At 73.1% G+C, this 19,753-nt stretch carries 12 protein-coding genes; all 12 read left to right on the top strand.

The window, feature by feature from the left end; genetic code table 11:
• Positions 1-18 precede the first annotated feature (18 nt).
• The 12 genes from cydB (at position 19) to VR45_RS05805 (ending at position 19,669) form a co-directional block, all read left to right on the top strand.
• Positions 19-1,044 carry a cytochrome d ubiquinol oxidase subunit II gene (gene cydB, locus VR45_RS05870; RefSeq protein ID WP_045938596.1) on the top strand — a complete coding sequence of 342 codons (1,026 nt, stop codon included), beginning with the start codon at positions 19-21 and terminating at the stop codon, positions 1,042-1,044.
• Positions 1,045-1,048: 4 nt separating this feature from the next.
• Positions 1,049-4,546 (top strand): thiol reductant ABC exporter subunit CydD, encoded by a 3,498-nt coding sequence (gene cydD / locus VR45_RS05865; RefSeq protein WP_045938595.1) that lies wholly within the window; start codon positions 1,049-1,051, stop codon positions 4,544-4,546.
• A 270-nt stretch (positions 4,547-4,816) separates the two neighbouring features.
• Positions 4,817-6,670 carry a GAF domain-containing protein gene (locus tag VR45_RS05860; RefSeq protein WP_078896263.1) on the top strand — a complete coding sequence of 618 codons (1,854 nt, stop codon included), beginning with the start codon at positions 4,817-4,819 and terminating at the stop codon, positions 6,668-6,670.
• Between the two features lie 274 nt (positions 6,671-6,944).
• Positions 6,945-7,367 carry a DUF1508 domain-containing protein gene (locus tag VR45_RS05855; protein ID WP_045938594.1) on the top strand — a complete coding sequence of 141 codons (423 nt, stop codon included), beginning with the start codon at positions 6,945-6,947 and terminating at the stop codon, positions 7,365-7,367.
• Positions 7,357-7,764, top strand: a complete 408-nt coding sequence (locus VR45_RS05850; RefSeq protein ID WP_045938593.1) for a hypothetical protein — start codon at positions 7,357-7,359, stop codon at positions 7,762-7,764. The genes VR45_RS05855 and VR45_RS05850 overlap by 11 nt, the downstream gene beginning before the upstream one ends.
• Positions 7,765-8,140: 376 nt before the next feature.
• Positions 8,141-9,208 (top strand): substrate-binding domain-containing protein, encoded by a 1,068-nt coding sequence (locus tag VR45_RS42080; protein ID WP_052708863.1) that lies wholly within the window; start codon positions 8,141-8,143, stop codon positions 9,206-9,208.
• Positions 9,209-9,486: 278 nt separating this feature from the next.
• Entirely contained in the window at positions 9,487-10,071 is a 585-nt protein-coding gene (locus tag VR45_RS05840) for a hypothetical protein (protein WP_045938592.1), read from the top strand.
• 407 nt (positions 10,072-10,478) lie between these two features.
• The gene (locus VR45_RS42075; RefSeq protein WP_052708862.1) at positions 10,479-13,046 is read left to right on the top strand and encodes a hypothetical protein; all 2,568 of its coding nucleotides are present in this window, start codon (positions 10,479-10,481) and stop codon (positions 13,044-13,046) included.
• A 240-nt stretch (positions 13,047-13,286) separates the two neighbouring features.
• A complete protein-coding gene (pstC, locus tag VR45_RS05830) occupies positions 13,287-14,306 on the top strand; it encodes a phosphate ABC transporter permease subunit PstC (RefSeq protein WP_045938591.1) in 1,020 nt (339 codons plus the stop codon).
• Between the two features lie 58 nt (positions 14,307-14,364).
• Positions 14,365-15,633 carry a phosphate ABC transporter permease PstA gene (gene pstA / locus VR45_RS05825; RefSeq protein WP_078896262.1) on the top strand — a complete coding sequence of 423 codons (1,269 nt, stop codon included), beginning with the start codon at positions 14,365-14,367 and terminating at the stop codon, positions 15,631-15,633.
• A 65-nt stretch (positions 15,634-15,698) separates the two neighbouring features.
• Positions 15,699-18,620, top strand: coding sequence for a substrate-binding domain-containing protein (locus VR45_RS49955; RefSeq protein WP_286163084.1), 2,922 nt, complete (start codon positions 15,699-15,701; stop codon positions 18,618-18,620).
• A gap of 272 nt (positions 18,621-18,892) precedes the next feature.
• Positions 18,893-19,669: a phosphate ABC transporter ATP-binding protein gene (locus tag VR45_RS05805; RefSeq protein WP_199839560.1), complete on the top strand. Its 777-nt coding sequence runs from the start codon at positions 18,893-18,895 to the stop codon at positions 19,667-19,669.
• Positions 19,670-19,753: the final 84 nt, after the last annotated feature.

Here is a 19,753-nt window from a genome sequence, read left to right as displayed (position 1 = left end):
CGATAGGACCGACACACCATGGAACTTCACGACGTCTGGTTCGTCCTGATCGCCGTCCTCTGGATCGGCTACTTCTTCCTGGAGGGCTTCGACTTCGGCATCGGCATCCTCACCAAACCGCTCGCCCGGAACACCGCCGAGCGCCGGGTGCTGATCAACACCATCGGCCCGGTCTGGGACGGCAACGAGGTCTGGCTGCTGACCGCCGGCGGCGCCACCTTCGCGGCCTTCCCGGACTGGTACGCGACCCTCTTCAGCGGCTTCTACATCCCGCTGCTGCTGATCCTGGTCTGCCTGATCGTGCGCGGCGTCGCCTTCGAGTACCGGGCCAAGCGGCCCGAACCGCGCTGGCAGCGGAACTGGGAGGAGGCGATCTTCTGGACCTCGCTGGTCCCGGCCTTCCTCTGGGGCGTCGCCTTCGCCAACATCGTCCGCGGCGTCGACATCGACGCCGAGAAGAACTACGTCGGCGGCTTCTGGGACCTGCTCAACCCGTACGCGCTGCTCGGCGGCCTGGTGACGCTCAGCCTGTTCACCTTCCACGGCGCGGTGTTCGCCGCGCTCAAGACGGTCGGCGACATCCGCGACCGGGCCCGGGCCGCGGCCCTGAAGGCCGGTCTGGCGGCCGCGGCGCTGGCGGCGGTCTTCCTGATCTGGACCCAGGCCGACAACGGCAACGGCTGGAGCCTGGCCGCCCTGGTGATCGCGGTGCTCGCCCTGGTCGGCGCGCTCCTCGCCAACCGGGCCGGCCGCGAGGGCTGGGCCTTCGTCCTCTCCGGGGCGACGATCGTGGCCGCCGTCGCGATGCTCTTCCTCGCGCTCTTCCCCGACGTCATGCCGTCCACCCTGAACCCGGAGTGGAGCCTGACCGTGACCAACGCAGCCTCCTCGCCGTACACGCTCAAGCTGATGACGATCGTGGCCGCCGTGTTCACCCCGCTGGTGCTGCTCTACCAGAGCTGGACGTACTGGGTGTTCCGCAAGCGGATCGGCGTCCAGCACATCCCCGGGCACGACCCGGCCACCGCGCTCGACCAGGGCTGAGGCCATGAAGCCGGTCGACCCCCGACTCCTCCGCCACGCCCGCACCACCCGGGTCTTCCTCGCCGGATCCGTCCTGCTGGGGACGGCGAACGCGGCCCTGGTGGTGGCCCAGGCGGGCCTGATCGCCGAACTCGTGGTCCGCGGCTTCCAGCAGCGGGCCGGGCTCGGTGAACTCGGCACGCCGCTGGCGCTGCTGGTGCTCACCGCGGTCGGGCGCGGGCTGGTCGGCTGGCTCACCGAACTGGTCGCGCACCGGTCCGTCGCCCGGGTGAAGTCCACCCTGCGGCGCCGGCTGCTCGACCACGCCACCGCGCTCGGCCCGGCCTACCTGGCGGGCCGGCGCACCGGCGAACTCACCACCCTGGCCACCCGGGGCGTCGACGCGCTCGACGACTACTTCGCCCGCTACCTGCCGCAGCTCGCGCTCGCCGTGACCGTCCCGGTCACGGTGCTGCTGCGGATCGTCGGCGCCGACGTCACCTCGGCCGCGATCATCGCCGGCACCCTGCCGCTGATCCCGCTGTTCATGGTGCTGATCGGGATGGCCACCCAGGCCAGGATGGACCGTCAGTGGGAGGGGCTCTCCCGGCTCTCGCACCACTTCCTGGACGTGGTCGCCGGACTGCCCACGCTCAAGGTGTTCAACCGGGCCCGCGCCCAGGCCGCCACCATCGCCCGGATCACCGCCGACTACCGCCGGGCCACCCTGCGCACCCTGCGGATCGCCTTCGTCTCCTCCTTCGCGCTGGAACTGCTCTCCACCCTCTCGGTCGCGCTGGTCGCCGTCACCATCGGCTTCCGGCTGGTCGACGGCACCCTCGACCTGGAGACCGGGCTGCTGATCCTGGTCCTCGCCCCCGAGGTCTACTTCCCGATCCGCCAGGTCGGCGCGCTCTACCACTCCAGCGTCGAGGGCCTCACCGCCGCCGACCGGATCTTCGAGGTGCTGGAGACGCCGCTGCCGCCGCGCGGCACCGTCCCCGCGCCCGACCTGACCGGGGCCGTGATCGCCGCCGAGGGCCTCGTGGTGGCCTTCCCCGGCCGGAGCACGCCCGCCCTGGACGGCGCCTCGGTGGTGCTGCACCCGGGCGGGACGGTGGCGCTCACCGGCCCGTCCGGCGCCGGCAAGTCCACCCTGCTCGGCGTCCTGCTGGGCCTCACCGCGCCCACCGCCGGGACGATCCGGATCACCGCCGCCGACGGGCGGACCCACGACCTGGCCGAGCTGGAGCCGGACAGCTGGCGGCGGCAGATCGCCTGGGTGCCGCAGCACCCGCACCTGTTCGCCGGGACCGTCGCCGACAACCTGACCCTGCACCGGCCCGGGGCCACCGAGGAGCAGCAGCGCGCGGCCCTGCGCTCCGCGCACGCCCTCGACTTCGTCGACCGGCTGCCGCAGGGCCTCCGCACCCGCCTCGGCGAGGACGGCGCCGGGCTCTCCGCCGGGCAGCGCCAGCGGCTCGCGCTCGCCCGGGTGCTGCTCGCCGACGACCGCCCGCTGGTCCTGCTCGACGAGCCCACCGCCAACCTGGACGGCGCCTCCGAGGCGGCCGTCGTCGACGCCGTCCGGGCGCTGGCCGCCGACCCGGCGCGCACCGTGCTGATGGTCGCGCACCGGCCCGCGCTGCTGGCCGCCGCCGACCGGCAGATCCGGCTGGCCGGCCCGGCCGCTCCCGCCGTCCCTCCGGCGGCCGTCCCGGTGCTCGCGCACCGGGGGCGTCCGACACCGCCGGCGCCGGACGAGGACGGGCCGACCCCCGCCGCGGGCGCCGTCCGCCCCCGGCTGGCGCTCTCGGTGCTGCTCGGCGCGCTCGCGCTCGGCTGCGCCGTGGCGCTGATGGCCACCTCCGGCTGGCTGATCTCCCGGGCCTCCGAGATGCCGCCCGTCCTCCACCTGATGATGGCCGTCACCGCGGTGCGCGCCTTCGGCATCGGGCGCAGCGTCTTCCGCTACGCCGAGCGGCTGGTCTCGCACGACGCGGTGCTGCGCACCCTCGGCACCCTGCGCGCCGCCGTCTACCGCCGGCTCGCCGTGCTGGCCCCGGCGGGGCTGCCCGCGTTCCGGCGGGGCGACCTGCTCTCCCGGCTGGTCGCCGACGTCGACGCCGTCCAGGACCACTACCTGCGCTGGCGGCTCCCGGCCGCGGTGGCGGTGCTGGTCTCCACGGCCGCCGCGCTCGCCATGGGCGCCTTCCTGCCCGCAGCCGGGCTGGTGCTCGGGCTCGGCCTGCTGCTGGCCGGACTGGTGGTGCCGGTGCTGACGGCCCGTTGGTCGGCCGGCGCCGAGCGGCGGCAGGCCCCGGCGCGCGGGCGGCTCTCCACCGCCGTCCTGGACACCTTCAGCGGCACCGCCGAGCTCACCGTGGCCGGTGCGCTGCCGGGCCGGCTGGCCGCCGTCCGCGCCGCCGACGCCACCCTGACCGGGCTGGCCGCCCGCTCGGCCGCCACCGCGGCGCTCGGCACCGGGCTGATCACCCTGCTCACCGGCCTCACGGTGGCCGCCGCCGCGGCCGTCGGGCTGCGCGGCGTGGCGTCCGGGGCGCTCGCCCCGGTCTGTCTGGCCGTGGTCGTGCTGACCCCGCTGGCGGCCTTCGAGGCGGTCACCGGGATGCCGGCCGCCGTCCAGGCCCGCCGGCGCAGCCAGGCCGCCTCGGCGCGGCTCGCCGAGGTACTGGACGCGCCGGACGCCGTCGCCGAACCGGCCTCGGCGCGGGCCCTGCCCCCGCAGCCGCTGCCGATCGCCGTCCGCGGCCTGACCGCCCGCCACCCCGGGCAGACCGGGGACGCGCTGACCGGCGTCGACCTCGATCTCGGGCCCGGCCGGCGGATCGCCGTGGTCGGCCCGTCCGGCTCCGGCAAGACCACGCTCGCGCAGACGCTGCTGCGCTTCCTGGACCAGCGCGCGGGCAGCGTCGTCCTCGCCGCCGGTCGTCCACAGGCTGTGGACAGTCGCGCGCTCGCCGGGGACGACGTCCGCCGGGTGATCGGCCTCTGCGCCCAGGACGCCCATGTCTTCGACAGCTCGCTCCGGGAGAACCTGCGTCTCGCCCGGCCCGACGCCGACGAGGACGAGCTGCGCGCCGCGCTCGCCGCCGCCCGGCTGCTGGACTTCACCGACTCGCTGCCGGACGGCCTGGACACCATGGTCGGCGAGCACGGCGCCCGGCTCTCCGGCGGCCAGCGGCAGCGGCTGGCGCTGGCCCGGGCACTGCTCGCCGACTTCCCGGTGCTGATCCTCGACGAGCCCGCCGAACACCTCGACCTGCCCACCGCCGACGCCCTCACCGCCGACCTCCTCGCCGCCACCGCCGGGCGCAGCACCGTACTGATCACCCACCGGCTGGCCGGCCTGGACGACAGCACGGTGGACGAGGTGCTGGTCCTGGACGCCGGCCGGGTGGTCGAGCGCGGCAGCTGGTCGGAGCTGCTGGCCCGGCCGGAGGGGCGGCTGCGCGCCATGCACGACCGCGAGCGGGAGACGGACGGCGTCCTGGTGGCCTGACCGGCTCGGCCGGTCGGCGCGGGATGCGGTACAACAGCGGGCACGGTCCGGCGCCCTTCGTCCGCGCCGGACCGTGGTTGTGCCTGCGGTCAGACGAGGCCGAAGTCGAACTCGCCCTGCGCGACCGCCTCGATGAAGGCGGCGTGCCCCTCGGCGGTCTGAGCCCTGGGCGGGTGTCCCCGGGGACGTTTCCGACCGACCGCCGACCGCGTGTCGGCGGTCGGTCGTGCCGTCCATCGGGAGAAATCAGCGCAAACTACGCTTATCGTCATGGACTCCACGCCAGACCTGCCCGAGCCCGCCGAGCCTGCCGGGACCGCCGCGTCCGCCGCTTCCGGCGACCCGGAGGCGGACCAGGCGCCGCACCGCGTCCCCGAGATCGCCTCGCTCGGCCTCGACACCCTGGTCACCGAGGTGGCCGAGCGGCTGCAGTCCGCCGCCGCCGTCACCGACCGGATGCAGCGGCTGCTGGAGGCGGTCGTCTCGGTCGGGGCGGGTCTGGACCTCCATGCCACCCTGCACCGGATCGCCACCGGCGCCGCCGAGCTCGTCGACGCCCGGTACGCCGCCCTCGGTGTGATCGCCCCCAACGGGCACGGGCTCTCCGACTTCATCCACGTCGGGGTGGACGACGCGGTGGCGGCCCGGATCGGGGAGCTGCCGGTCGGCCGGGGCATCCTCGGGGCGCTGATCGACCGCCCCGAGCCGCTGCGCCTCACCGAGCTCGGCGCCGACCCCCGCTCGTACGGCTTCCCCCCGCACCACCCGGAGATGAAGACCTTCCTCGGTGAGCCGATCAGGATCCGCGACGAGGTGTTCGGCAACCTCTACCTGACCGAGAAGAAGGGCGGCGGCGCCTTCACCCCCGAGGACGAGCAGGTGGTGCACGCGCTGGCGGCCGCGGCCGGGGTCGCGATCGAGAACTCCCGCCTCTACGAGGAGGGCCGGCGCCGGGAGCGGTGGATCGCCGGTGCGGCCGCCGTCACCACGGCGCTGCTCTCCAGGGACGAGGCGGAGATCGCCCTCACCGTCGCGGCCGAACAGGTCAGGGAACTGGCGGACGCCGCGCTGGGCATGATCCTGCTGCCGGTCGCCGACGAGGACGCCGGCACCGTGCGGATGCGGGTCGCCCACGCCTCCGGGGAAGCGGCCGAGTTCGTGCGCGGCGAACTGCTGCCGCCGGACAGCTTCGCCGCCCGGCTGCTCGCCGGTGAGAGCGTCCACCTCGACGACATGTCCACCGATCCGACCGTGGTGATCCGGCTCGCCCGCAGCTTCGGCCCCTCGCTGGCCGTGCCGATGGTCGCCGCCCGCCGGGTGCTCGGCGGCCTCTGTGTCTGGCGTCCGCGCGGGGCGCTGCCGTTCACCGACGGCGAGAAGCAGCTGGCCGAGACCTTCGCCTCGCAGGCCGCGCTCGCGCTGCGGCTGGCCGAGGGCCAGCGCGACCAGCAGCGGCTCGCGGTCTTCCAGGACCGCGACCGGATCGCCCGCGACCTCCACGACCTGGTCATCCAACGGCTGTTCGCCACCGGGATGATGCTGGAGGGGGCCGCCCGGCGGGCCGTCGTCCCCGAGGTGAAGGTCCGCATCGGCGAGGCCGTCGACGAACTGGACGCCACCATCCAGGAGGTCCGCACCACCATCTACGCACTCCAGCACGACGACCACGGCGACGCGCCCGACACCCTGCGGACCCGGGTGCTGCGCGAGTGCAGCCAGACCGCGGCGGCGCTCGGCTTCAAGCCCTCGGTCTCCTTCATCGGCCCGGTGGAGAGCCTGGTCGGCGAGAAGACCGGCCGTCAACTGCTGGCCGCCCTGCGGGAGATGCTGTCCAATGCGGCGCGGCACGCCCGGGCCTCCCGGGTCGGCGTCGAGGTCGACTCGACCGTGCACCTGGACGACGACGGCCGGCCCGTCGGCGGCGACCCGGAGTCGCTCGACCGGGGCGGGCGTCCCGGCGTCCTGCTGACCGTCACCGACGACGGCGTCGGCATCCCCGAGGGCGGGCGGCGCAGCGGCCTGCGCAATCTGACCCGGCGGGCCGAGGCGCTCGGCGGGGACGCCTGGCACGAGCCCGGGCCGTACGCCCGGGGCACCCGGGTGCGCTGGACGGCCCGGCTCTGAGGGCTCGCCGGAGGGGTCCGGACGCTCCTCGGAAGGCCCTGGGCGCTCGTCGGAATGGTCGGGGCGACTCGGGACATTCTCGAACGGTTGGTGAACGACGCGCAGCGGCGGCGGGAGTGCTTGGCGCGCGGAAGGTGTGCAGTCGGTGAAAGTTTAACGAGAGAGAACTTCGCGGCCAACGGAGAAAGTTGTGCATTTCGTGGCCTTCCGGCGCTCTCGTGTGCACACATAGCTTTACTCCCGTCTCGGAGAGAAACCGGACCGTGGGGGAGCAGTGGACGCGTCTGGCCGCGGTCACACCGCAGCAGGGGCAGGTCGAGGGGGATTCCGGGCCGAACGGGCACCGGACGGACGGTACCGCTGGCAACTGAAGGCGCCGAACGGGCGCGTTGTCGCGGTCACCGCGGCCGCGTACGAGACGGCTGCGGAGGCGGAGCGCGGCTTCGACGGCTTACGGGTCGTCGCGGACGGGCTCACCGCCCGGATCACGCACGTCCGGGACGGCATCGGGTGGGTCTGGGTCGTCCCGGGCACCCGCAATCTCCCGGAGGTGCGGTCCAGCCGTGCCTACGAGCGGTACGCCACCTGTCAGAACGCCTTCCGGCGCTTCGTGGTGCTGCTGGCGAAACAGCCGGCCCTCGAACGTCCCGAACCGATGGAGCGGGGGCCGTCGTTGAGAACATCCGATGTCCGCTGAGCGACGCGGGCCGCGCCTGCTCTCCGTCCCGGTCGGCGACCGTTCGCTGTCCTGGGCGCTGCGCGCGGCGAACGGCAGACAGCTCGGCGTCGGCGTGCGCACCTATCGCAACGAGCAGGAACTCACCGATGCCGTGCGTGAGTTGATCATCGAGCGGACCGCGCTGCGGTGCACCGTCGGCCAGTCCGAGGCCCGGCTCTGGGTGTGGACGGCGTACCTGCCGGTCCGCACCACCCGTCGGGGCGCCGCCGAGGCGGCCGGGCCGGTGGCCCGCAGCGCCCGGGGCTACCTCCGGCGCGACCAGTGCCAGGCCGGCGTGACCGGATTCCTGTCCGGGCTCCAGCGCCTGGGGCAGGAGTCGCGCCGCCCCGACCGGGAGGACAGCTGGCCGTTCTGACGGCCCGTCCGCCGTCCCGCAGCCGCCTTCGGGCGGCTACTCGTGCTGGCCCCGCACCAGAACCGCCTTCCCCCTCTTCCGGTGAAGCCCAGGTATCCGGCAACCCCCCGAGTCGCCACCTGGAGAAGAACGTCACCGGCCTCCCACCTGCGACTTTCTCACCCTCCGCGGCCGGGCTGACCTGTCGCTAAACCTCTCCGAACCGAGAAATCGACAATCGGGGGCGGCTTCGGTCGGCCCTTCCGACGGAACCGGGCCGACCGACAGGATCGGCACTGCCGGAGCGGCCACCGCGGACGTGGCCACCGGCCCTGGGAACTGACCACCAGTACCCGGGCACAGCGATGTACTGCTCTCCCACCGGAGGAAGAGGAACATGCGCAAGACCGCTGCCAAGCTGCTCGCCGCCGCCGCCATCGCCACCTCGGTCGCCACCGTCGCCGCCGGCACCGCCGTCGCCGACCCGGCGTCCCTGCCGGCCGCCCAGGACATCGTGGGTGTCGGTTCCGACACCACCCAGGCTGTCCTGAACCAGTTCTCCACCGACTACAACGCGTTCCTGGGTGCGAGCAGCACCCTGCCGCGTCTGTACAGCTGGGACGCGACCGGCACCTCGCCGATCGTCACCAAGACCGGCGCCACCACGCCGTTCAACCGTCCGAACGGCTCGAGCGCCGGCATCTCCGCGCTGGACGCCACCTCCAAGACCACGGTCGACTTCGCCCGCTCCTCGCGTGGCCCGAAGAACAGCACCCCGACCGTCCCGGGTGACCCGACCACCGACCTGTTCGTGGCCTTCGCCAAGGACGCGGTCTCCGTCGCCACCACCACCACGGGCAGCAACGCTCCGACCAACCTGTCCAAGAACGACCTGATCAACATCTACAACTGCACCTACACCAACTGGAACCAGATCCCGGGTTACACGGGCGCCGGCGGCACCATCAAGGCGTTCCTCCCGCAGGTCGGCTCCGGCACCCGCTCCTTCTTCCTGTCGGCTCTCGGCCTGGCCAACGGTGGCGCCTGCGTCCTCGCCAACCCGACCGTCCAGGAGAACCAGGGCACCGACACGATCCTGAACGACCCGAACGCGATCGTTCCCTACTCCGCCGCCCACTACATCGGCCAGGTCTACAACGGCCACAGCAGCGGCAGCGACGCTGCGGGCTACCTGACCATCCGTTCGATCGACGGCATCTCCCCGGTCGACGGCACCAACGCCCTGGCGGCGACCTTCGCCAACACCTCGTTCGGCCGCGTGGTCTACAACGTGGTCCGCGAGGCCAACTGGAACGCCACCGACACCCAGGGCACCGCGCTGCGCGCGATCTTCGGCACCAACGGCTGGGTCTGCAAGAACGCCACCGCCGCCGCCGACATCAAGAGCTACGGCTTCCGCACGCTGCCGGTCGGCGCCTGCGGCAGCACCACCCACGCGATCTGATCGCACCCCGTACTTCCGGCGGCCAGGGGCTTCCGCCCCTGGCCGCCGGGCCACGCCGGGCCGTCCGGAGCGACTCCGGGCGGGGCCGGCGGCACCACCGCACCGCCCGCACGGCAGCACCACCGCGTGAAAGCTCCGCCGCACCACCGCGTGAAAGCTCCGCCGCACCACCGCGTGAAAGCTCCGCCGCACCACCGCGTGAAAGCTCCGCCGCACGAACGCACCAACCCACGGCCTGATGGCCGGACCGTTCCATGTTGCACACCAAGGAGAGCAGTATGTCCCGCACCAGCGCCCGTCTCGCCGCCGTTGCCACCGCTGTTGTGCTCGCCACCACCGGCGCGGCCACCTCGGCCACCGCCGCCACCCCGGCCACCGGCAGTGCCGTGGTGAACGAGAGCAACACCTTCCTGATCAACTCCCTCTCGGCGGGCGTCATGGTCTTTGCCCTCCCGACGGCCACGGGCTCCTACGACAGCGCCACGGGCCTGTCCGCCGCGTTCCCGGTGACCGGCGGTTCCGCCAACCTCCCCGGCTACTACGGTGACGTCCAGCTGGGCGGCGGGCTGCTCTTCATCAACCTGCGCACCGGCAAGACCGCCGTCTTCAAGAACCTGTCCTTCAGCGTGGGCACCTGGCAGATCACCGGTGTCCCGCAGGGCGGCACCACCCCGGTCGCGCTGCTCGACCCGGCCGGCGACACCACGGTCGCCGGCAACGCCGCCGCCAGCACGCTGACCGCCAGCGACCTCCAGGTGGACGAGGAGGGTGCGAAGTACCTCGACACCAAGCTGAACACCTCCTTCTTCACCGCGGGTCAGTCGGTGGGTTCGCTCAACCTCACCTTCAAGGCCGGCAGCTGACACGCACCAGGTAACGGCGGCGGGGTCCGGATGTCCGGGCCCCGCTGTTCCGCGCGCTCCGGGGAACGGGTCGCCGATGTGATCAAAGAGGGTTGTTCGCAGGCGAGTTGTGGCCTCGTACACCCTGGCGATCCACGGCGTCCATGTACGGCTGGCCGAATGGTGACTGACCATCGGCGGCATCTGGCCAACTCGCGCCGGGGTCCGGCCGGTTCCCCGTCTACGCGCGAAGCGCGGTCCTGGAGGTGCACGTCATGAGAGTCCGTCCACCGGGTTCGAGAGCCCTGGGGAGGTGGAGGAGAGGACTGCTGGCACTGGGGACGGCCTGGGCGGTCGTGGGGGTCTCGGCGATCCTGCCACTGGGTGCCGGAACGGTTCCGCAGGCGGCGGCAGCCACTGCGACGACCGTGGACGGGCCGGCCATCTGGCGCCCCGCCACCCAGGATTACGGCCCCAAGGGAAAGATCACCGTCTCCTCCACCACCAACCTCAGCAACGAGGTCGTCCACGTCTCCTGGGAGGGCTTCACCCCGACCGTGGACCCGCTGGGCGCCCCGGTGAAGTTCGTCAAGCTCAACAGCCCCACCGGCCAGGAGCTCTACCCCGTCCGGGTCTACCAGTGCCGGGGCACCAACCCCACCGTGCACGACTGCTACGGCAGCACCAAGTTCAACCAGGACCCGGCCAAGGGCTTCCTCCAGCCGGCGCCCCCGCCGGGCACCGTCGCGCCGGAGTTCCCCTTCAACGGCGCGGTCCGGGTCACCGGCCCCGACGGCCGCGGCGAGGCGGACATCGAGGTGTGGACCTCCCAGGAGAGCCAGACCCTCGGCTGCGACTCCACCCACCCGTGCTCGCTGGTGGTGGAGGCCAACTACGGCGGTGACGCGCTCGGTTGGACCACCGAGAACTACCAGCTCGACTGCGCGAACCACACCCTCGACAATCCGGTCGAGAGCGGGTACTTCGCGATGGCGTCGGAGTCGATCTTCGCCATGAGCGGTGCGGAGAACGACACCTGGAACCCGGGCGAGAGCTGTGCCTGGGCGAACCGGGTCGTCGTCCCGCTCTCCTTCGCGCCGACCGCCGGCGACTGCCCCAACGCGGCGCAGGACCTGCTGGTCGGCGGCCTGGCGATGGCCAACCGTGCGATGCAGCAGTGGCGCGCGGGCCTGTGCCAGGGCTCGAAGCCGCTCGGGGTGGACTACATCTCGAACACCGGCGAGCCGCAGGTCCGGGCGAACTTCCGGAACAAGTCGGGGCCGGACGTCGCCCTGACCGCGCTCCCGGAGACCGAGCCGGCGAACCGGCCGTACGTCTACGCGCCCCTCGCGACCTCGGCGATCTCGGTCGCCTACGTGGTCGACGACGTGGCGAACTCCGGCCAGATCAAGACGCTGAACCTGACGCCGCGCCTGCTGGCGAAGATGCTGACCCAGTCCTACGCGATGGTGAAGGGCGTCACGATCGAATCGGTCGGGAACAACCCGGTCTGCATCTTCGAGGACAAGGACTTCCTCGACCTCAACCAGCTCGACCCGGCGAGCGGCCAGCGCTGGCCCAAGTGCACCGACCAGGCCTGGCTGGCCGACTCGGCGCCGATCGTGCTCGGCGGCACCACCGACCTGATCTACCAGCTGACCTCGTGGATCGCCGCGGACCCGGAGGCCGCGGCCTTCATGCGGGGCGAGCCGGACCCGAACGGCATGCGGATCAACACCTTCTACCGGCAGCCGGCCTTCGCCGGTTACCCGGTGGACGCCATCCGGGTGCAGGACTACTCCGGTCCTGACGGCTGGAAGATGTACGAGATCAACCCGCTCAACAACGGTCTGGCCCAGGTCGCGCGCAACCTCCTGATGGCCAAGCCGACCTGCCAGTCCCCGTACGCCGACGTGGACGGCAAGCACCCCGGCTGCGCGCCGGTCGACCCCGGCCGCCGCGGGCTGTTCGCGATCATGGACAGCGGCCAGGCCAAGGCCTACGGCATGCCGGAGGCCGCGCTCCGCAACCCGGCCGGGCAGTTCGTGAAGCCGACCCAGGACACCCTCCGGGCCGCCGTCGCGACCATGCCCGTCGACCCCGCCACCGGCACCCAGAAGCTGCCGTACGGCGTGGCCGGGACCGAGTTCGCGAGCTCGGCGCAGGCGTACCCGCTGTCGGTCGTGCAGTACGCGATGACGCCGACCGGCGGCCTCTCCACGGAGAAGGCGAAGGCGGCGTCGGAGTTCCTGCGACGGGTGACCGACCCGGCCGAGGGCCAGCGCTACGGCAACGAGCCCGGTCAGCTGACCCCCGGGTTCCTCGCCCTGACGGACGACCAGCTGGCGCAGGCGCGGTCCGCCGTCACGCACGTCGCGGCGCAGGACGGCAAGTACCCCGGCAACCAGCCCGGCCCCGAGCCGACCGGGCCCGAGGGCGGGAACGGCGGCCAGACCGGCGGCAACGGCGAGAACGGCGGGACCACGGGCGGTACCGACGGTGGAACCACCGGCGGCACCGACGGCGGTACGACCGGCGGGACCACCGGTGGGACGACGGGTGGAACCACCGGCGGGACCACGGGCGGCAGCGACGGTGGGACCACCGGCGCTACCACGGGCGGGACCACCGGCGGTTCGACCGGTGGCACGACCGGCTCCACGGGCTCCACGGACACGACCGGCTCCACCGGCTCGACCGGCTCCACCGGTTCGACCGGTAGCTCGGGCTCGACCGGCGGCAGGACGTCCACCGGCTCGGGCACGACGGGCGCGGGCACGACCGGTGCGGCCGGTACCGGATCGGGCGCCGGCGCCGCCGCTCCCGGCGCCGCCGCACCCGCGGCCCCGGTCAAGGCGAACGCCGCTCCGGCGGCCACCCCGGCCGCCACCACCGGGCCGCTCGCCGCCGCCCCGGTCGCCGCCGGAACGTCGCCGCCGGAACGCCGGCCGCCGACCGCTCCGGCGGGGCCAGGCTGCTGCTCCCGATCGCGCTGATCGCCGGCGCGGTCCTGCTGGTGGGAGGCCCGTTGGCGCTCGTCCTGGCCGGTACTCCGGCCGGCGCGAGGATCGCCGCCGGGGCGTCCGGGGTCTGGGCGCGCCTGCGTCCGGGCCGCCGCGTCTGACGACGCACGTTCCGACTCGGCGGGGCCGCTGTCCCGGCCCCGCCGAGTTCCTTCCCCGTCCCCGCCAGTCCCCCTGCACCTGTCCCGTACCGAGCGCGCCGGAGAGCAGACCATGACAGCCGCCGCCGAGCCCGCGACACCGTTCGCCGAGACTCCAGGCCAGCCGGACCACGATGTACCCCGCACCATCACCGCCCCGTCCACACCCGGTGACCGGGTGTTCCGCGGTTTCCTGCGGGCGGCCGGGTTCTCAGTCTTCGCGATCATGGGCCTGATCGCCTTCTTCCTCGTCCTGCGCGGCGCCGACGCGCTCCGCGCGGTCGGCTTCTCCTTCTTCACCGAGCAGAAGTGGCTGACCCAGGCGCACAACTTCGGCATCGCCGCGGTGCTGCCGAACGGCCTGCTGATCGCCGTCATCGCCCTGGTGATCGCGGTCCCGGTGGCGCTGGCCTCGGCCGTGTTCATCTCCGAGTACGTACCGGTCCGGCTCCGGGCGACCCTGATCTCGCTGGTCGACCTGATGGCCGCGATCCCCAGCATCGTCTACGGCCTCTGGGGCCTGTTCTTCCTCCAGCCGCGGATCATCGGCTTCGTCCGCTGGATGTCGAACCACCTCGGCGACACGCTTCCCTTCCTCAAGGTGCGCACCGGCGACATCGCCAGCTCCTACACCTCGTCGACCTTCATCGCCGGCGTCGTCGTCTCGCTGATGATCATTCCGATCGTCACCTCGCTCAGCCGCGAGGTGTTCTCGCAGGCGCCGCAGGGCGAGCGGGAGGGCGCCTACGCGCTCGGCTCGACCCGCTGGGGCATGGTGCGCACCGTGGTGCTGCCGTTCGGCAAGGGCGGGGTGATCGGTTCCGTGATGCTCGGCTTCGGGCGGGCGATGGGCGAGACCATCGCCGTCGCGCTGATCATCTCGCCCAACTTCGAGCGGATCAGCCACGTGCTGGAGAACGGCGCCAACTCGATCTCCGCACTGATCGCCCTGCGCTTCGGCGAGTCGGACCCGCTCTCGCTCTCGGCGCTGATGGCGGCCGGCCTGGTGCTGTTCGGGCTCACCCTGCTGGTCAACGTGGCGGCCGGGTTCGTGATCAACCGGTCCCGTTCCGGCTCGGCTACGGCGGACTGACCGTGGACCGTACATCCCGCCCCCGCCTGCTGCCGCCCCGTCGTGAAGGGACGACCCGATGACCACACTCGATCTGCCGGCCGAAACCACTGCGGCCCCGGCCCCGGACCGGGCCCCGGCCTCGCCGAGGACCGCGCCACCGCCCGAGCGCCGGATCAGGATCGGCGGGGTGACCCGTGAGGACGTGCTGACGATCCTCGGCGCCGCGACCGGATCACTGGCGCTGGACTGGATCCTCTACGAGCGCGTCATGCCGTTCAGCGGCGCGTTCGGCTTCGTGCTCTGCTGGTACCTGCTGTTCCTCGTGGGCTACACCGTGCTCGGCCGGCTCCAGTGGGGCGCGCTGCTGGTGCGCGAGCGGCTGGTGTCGGTGCTCGCCTGGAGCGCGGGTCTGGCGGTGGTGGGGCTGATCTTCGACCAGATCGGCTATGTCGCGATGCGCGGCTACGAGGCCGCCCAGCACCTCAACTTCTTCACCCAGTCGATGGAGACGACCTCCGCGCTCTCCCCGATCACCTCGGGCGGCGCGCTCCACGCGATCGTCGGCTCGCTCGAACAGCTCGGCCTGGCCACGCTGTTCGCGGTGCCGCTGGGCATCTCGGCGGCGGTCTTCATGTCCGAGGTCGGGGGCCGGATGGCCCGCCCGGTGCGGACCCTGGTGGAGGCGATGACGGCGCTGCCGTCCATCGTGGCCGGTCTCTTCATCCTCGGCGTTGTGATCATCACCCTGGGCTTCGAGAAGAGCGGCTTCGCCGCCTCGCTGGCCCTGACGGTGATGATGATGCCGATCGTCACCCGCGCCGCCGAGGTGGTGATCCGGCTGGTGCCGGGCACGCTGCGGGAGGCCTCCTTCGCCCTCGGCGCCAGTCAGTGGCGCACGGTCTGGAACGTCGTGCTGCCGACCGCCCGGCCCGGTCTGGTGACCGCGGTCGTGCTCGGCATGGCGCGCGGTGTCGGCGAGACCTCGCCGGTGCTGCTCACCGCGGGTTTCACCACCCAGATGAACGCCAACCCGTTCCACGACCGCCAGGTGTCGCTGCCGCTCTACATCTGGAACTACGTCAAGCAGCCGTACCCGGACATGGTCGCGCGGGCCTTCGCGGCGGCGCTGACCCTGATGGTCATCGTGCTGGTCCTCTTCGTCACCGCGCGTGTGCTCGGCGGCCGCCGTCCCGGTCAGCTGACCCGGCGCCAGCGCCGCCGGATCGAACGGGGGGCCCGGGCCGCCGAGCGCGCCGCCCTCGAGCGCCGGACGGTCGTGGCCGCCGGACCCGCCGTGGCCGGTGCGCACCGTACTTCCGGAACCGCCGCGGCAGGAGCGAGCTGATGTCCGTAACAACCACCCACCGTACCCGAGGAGTTCCCATGTCGTGGGAGGCTGTTCGCCGACCCGTGGCACGTACCGCCGCCATGCTGCTCACCCTGTGCCTCACCGCGGCGGCACTGCTGCTGGGACAGGCCGTCCCGGCGTTCGCGGCCACCTCGCTGAACGCCGACGGGTCGAGCTGGGCCGGTCCGGCCATCGACCAGTGGCGCAATGACGTCAACCCGCTGGGCATCAAGATCAACTTCAGTCCGTCCGGCTCCGCCGCCGGCCGCAACCAGTGGGCGATCGGCCAGAACGACTTCACCGCCTCCGACGTGCCCTTCCGCACCCAGGAGGACACCGGCCTCGGCCAGGGCGGCCACAGCGGCGGAGCGGGCAACGTCGAGAACCCGGTCTACGGGTACTCCTACGTCCCGATCACCGCGGGCGGCACCGCGTTCATGTACAAGCTGACCGTCGGCGGCAAGCAGGTCCGCGACCTGCGGCTCTCGCCCAAGACCATCGTCGAGATCTTCACCGGCAAGATCAACAACTGGAACGACCCGAAGATCACCGCCGACTACGGCAGGGCGCTGCCCTCGATCCAGATCACCCCGATCGTCCGCTCGGACGGCTCGGGCGCCACCGCCCAGTTCACCCGGTGGATGCAGCACACCTACCCGGCGGACTGGGAGGGCTACTGCAAGGGCATCAACAACGTCCCCTGCGGCGACTACACGGAGTTCTTCCCGAGGTCCGGCCGGATGATGGCGCTGAACGGCTCCGACGTCGTCGCCAACTACATCATGGGCTCCGCGGGCGAGGGCACCATCGGCTACGACGAGTACGCCTTCGCCAAGGGCAGCAACTGGCCGGTCGTCAAGGTGCTGAACCCGGCCGGGTACTACACCCTGCCCACCGCCTCCAACGTCGCCGTCGCCCTGACCGCCGCCAGGATCCGCGGCGTCGACGACAACACCCCGGCGAGCGACCCGAACTTCCTGCAGCAGAACCTCGACGGCGTCTACACCAACAACGACCCGCGGTCCTACCCGGTCTCCAGCTACAGCTACCTGATCGTCCCGCGCAAGGACGCCGCGCTCCCGCCGCCGCCGCGCTTCAACGACGAGAAGGGCAGCGCGCTCAGCCGCTTCATCTCCTACGTGCTCTGCGCCGGCCAGGGCAAGGCCGACGAGCTGGGGTACTCGCCGATCCCCCGCAACCTGGTCCGCGGCGGCATCCTGCAGACCACGCACATCCCGGGCAACGCCAGCTCGGTCGACCCCAACTCGCTCGCCAACTGCCCCAACCCGACCTTCACCGGTGAGGAGCTGACCGTTCTGAAGAACGCCCCGCAGCCCAGCCCCTGCGACGCCAAGGGCACCCCGCTGGACTGCAAGGTGGAGAACGGCAAGCCGGTGTCGGGCGGAACCACCTCGGGCGGCTCCGCCTCCACCGGTGGCGCGGCAGCGGGCGGCTCCGGCTCGGGGTCCGGTTCGGGCTCGGGCGGCGCGGCAACCGGAGGAGCCGGCGCGGCGGGCGGCGCGGCCACCGGCGGCGGCGGGAACACCGGCGGCGCGGCCACGGGCGGCGCGACCGGCGGTGCGGCCGCGACGGGCGGCGCCGGGAACGCCGGCAAGGCCACCACCAAGTCCCCCGGCTCCACCGGCACCGGTACCACCGGCGGCGCGGGCACCACCGGTGGCGCCGGCACCACGGGCGGCACCGGCGGTGACGCCGGCGCCGGCGGGGCGGCGGCCGACCCCAACGCCGCGGCCGCCCAACGCCGCGGCCGCCGAGACCGGCGACCCGAACGCGGCGGCCGACGGGGGCGACGGCCAGGGCGTCGAGGAGGTCGTCGACCCGCAGACCGGCCAGGTGGTCGCGCGCGGCCGCGGCAGCGGTACCGCCACCGAGGTGGCAGCGGACGTGGTCGAGGTCGCGGGCCGTCCGGAGGACTGGACCCTGAGCACGCTCACCGCGCTCGAACTGCTCGCCGTCGTCATCGTCCCGCCGCTGCTCGGCCGTCGGCTGCTGCGCCGCCGCTCGCAGACGGGCGGCCGGTCATGACGGCGCCCGCCCTGGAGAAGCCCGCCGGGACGGCGCCGTCCGCGCCGGCCCCGGCGGACGCGGCACCGCCCGCCGCCCCGGCCCCGGAGACCGCTCCGGCCGGGTCCGACGGCTCCGGTCGGACGGCCAAGCGGGTCAGGTTCCTTCAGGCGGCCTGGGCGGTGAGCCTGCTCGCGGTGCTCACCATGGGCTTCGTCGGCTACCTGTTCACGCTGTCGCACGTCCAGCAGAAGCACTTCCAGTCCACCGCCTACAAGTCCTTCCGGGACCAGCTCGGCAAGGCGACCGCCCCGACCGGCAAGGCCGCCGACGGCTCCCCCGTCGCGCTGCTGGACATCCCGGCGATCGGGCTGCACCAGGTGGTCGTGGTGGAGGGCACCACCGGCCGGGACCTCATGCGCGGCCCCGGCCACCGCCGGGACACCGCGCTGCCCGGGCAGACCGGGGTGGCGGTGCTGTTCGGCCGGGGGGCGACCTTCGGGGCGCCGTTCGGCGAGCTGAACAAGCTGCGGGTCGGCGACAAGATCGAGGCCACCACCGGCCAGGGCAGGTTCACCTACACCGTCAATGTGTACGGCGACGAGGACCACCCGGTCGTCGACCCGGTCCGCAACCGGCTGGTGCTGGTGACCAGCGACTCCGACTGGATCCCGGAGTCCACGGTGATGATCGGGGCCCGGCTGGACGGCGACCCGGTGGCCAACCCCGGCGGGCGTCCCGCCACCGTGCCGTACGACAAGGCGCTGGCCGCCGACAAGGGCGCGCTGGCCGCGCTGCAGCTGTGGACGCTGGGACTGCTCGGCGCGGTGGTCGCCGTCCTCGTGCTGGCCCGGTACTGGCACCGCTCGGCCGCCTACCTCAGCCTCGCGCCGGTCGTCGGCGCGCTGCTCTGGGCGGTCTACGAGAACGCCGCCGCCCTGCTGCCCAATCTCTACTGACGCGCGCCCGGAGGACCGTACCGATGACGGATGCACCGATGACCCACGTACCGCCCAGCCACGGGCCGGGCGACCCGGCCGAGACCACGATCACCCTGCCCGCCATCCCGGCGGGCGCCGACGGCGGCTACGCCGGACAGGCCGGCTACGCCGGTCAGGCCGGACACGCCGGTCAGGCCGGACACGCCGGTCAGGCCGGACACGCCGGAAGCGACGGGCAGCAGCTGCTCTACCCGCAGGACGCGCACTACCAGGGCTACCCCGAGGAGCCCGTGCTGGCCGGGCTGGAGACCCGCGAGGTCTCCGCCTGGTTCGGCGCCCGCAAGGTGCTGGAGCGGGTCTCGCTCGCCATGCCGGCCGGCGAGGTGACGGCCCTGATCGGACCGTCCGGCTGTGGCAAGTCCACCTACCTGCGGATCCTCAACCGGATGCACGAGATGGTCCGCGGCGCCGCGCTCTCCGGCGAGGTGCTGCTGGACGGCGACGACGTCTACCGCCCCGGCCGCCGCCCGGCCGAGGTGCGCCGCCGGATCGGCATGGTGTTCCAGCGGCCCAACCCGTTCCCGGCGATGTCCATCAAGGACAACGTCGCCAGCGGGCTCAAGCTCGCCGGCATCAAGGTCACCAGGGACGAGCGCGAGCACCTGGTGGAGACCAGCCTGCGCCAGGCCGGCCTCTGGGACGAGGTGGCCGGCCGGCTGGAGGCCCCGGGCGGCTCGCTCTCCGGCGGCCAGCAGCAGCGCCTGTGCATCGCGCGGTCGCTGGCCGTCTCGCCGGACATCCTGCTGATGGACGAGCCGTGCTCGGCGCTCGACCCGACCTCCACCCGCCGGGTCGAGGAGACCATCGCGGAGCTGCGCGGGCAGCTCACCATCGTGATCGTCACCCACAACATGCAGCAGGCCCAGCGCGTCTCGCAGACCTGCGCGTTCTTCCTGGCCACCCACGACACCCCGGGCCGGATCGTCGAGCACGGGCCGACCGAGCAGGTCTTCCACCACCCGCGCGACCAGCGGACCTCGGACTACGTCAACGGCCGCTTCGGGTAACCGGACCCGCCCCGTCCCCACCCGCCGCGTCCCCGCCCGCCGCGTCCCTGCTCGCCTGCCCGCCTACTCGCCGCGGTGCCGGAG

The organism is Streptomyces sp. NRRL S-495 (assembly GCF_000966955.1).
Classification (GTDB): Bacteria; Actinomycetota; Actinomycetes; order Streptomycetales; family Streptomycetaceae; genus Kitasatospora; species Kitasatospora purpeofusca.
The sequence above is the reverse complement of the archived record's forward strand: the minus strand, read 5'-3'. Positions and strand labels throughout refer to the sequence as shown.

Excerpts from the sequence above, each read along its gene's own strand:
- cydB (WP_045938596.1), top strand. The coding sequence starts at position 19 with ATGGAACTTCACGACGTCTGGTTCGTCCTGATCGCCGTCCTCTGGATC.
- cydD (WP_045938595.1), top strand. The coding sequence starts at position 1,049 with ATGAAGCCGGTCGACCCCCGACTCCTCCGCCACGCCCGCACCACCCGG.
- VR45_RS05860 (WP_078896263.1), top strand. The coding sequence starts at position 4,817 with ATGGACTCCACGCCAGACCTGCCCGAGCCCGCCGAGCCTGCCGGGACC.
- VR45_RS05850 (WP_045938593.1), top strand. The coding sequence starts at position 7,357 with ATGTCCGCTGAGCGACGCGGGCCGCGCCTGCTCTCCGTCCCGGTCGGC.
- VR45_RS42080 (WP_052708863.1), top strand. The coding sequence starts at position 8,141 with ATGCGCAAGACCGCTGCCAAGCTGCTCGCCGCCGCCGCCATCGCCACC.
- VR45_RS05840 (WP_045938592.1), top strand. The coding sequence starts at position 9,487 with ATGTCCCGCACCAGCGCCCGTCTCGCCGCCGTTGCCACCGCTGTTGTG.
- pstC (WP_045938591.1), top strand. The coding sequence starts at position 13,287 with ATGACAGCCGCCGCCGAGCCCGCGACACCGTTCGCCGAGACTCCAGGC.
- pstA (WP_078896262.1), top strand. The coding sequence starts at position 14,365 with ATGACCACACTCGATCTGCCGGCCGAAACCACTGCGGCCCCGGCCCCG.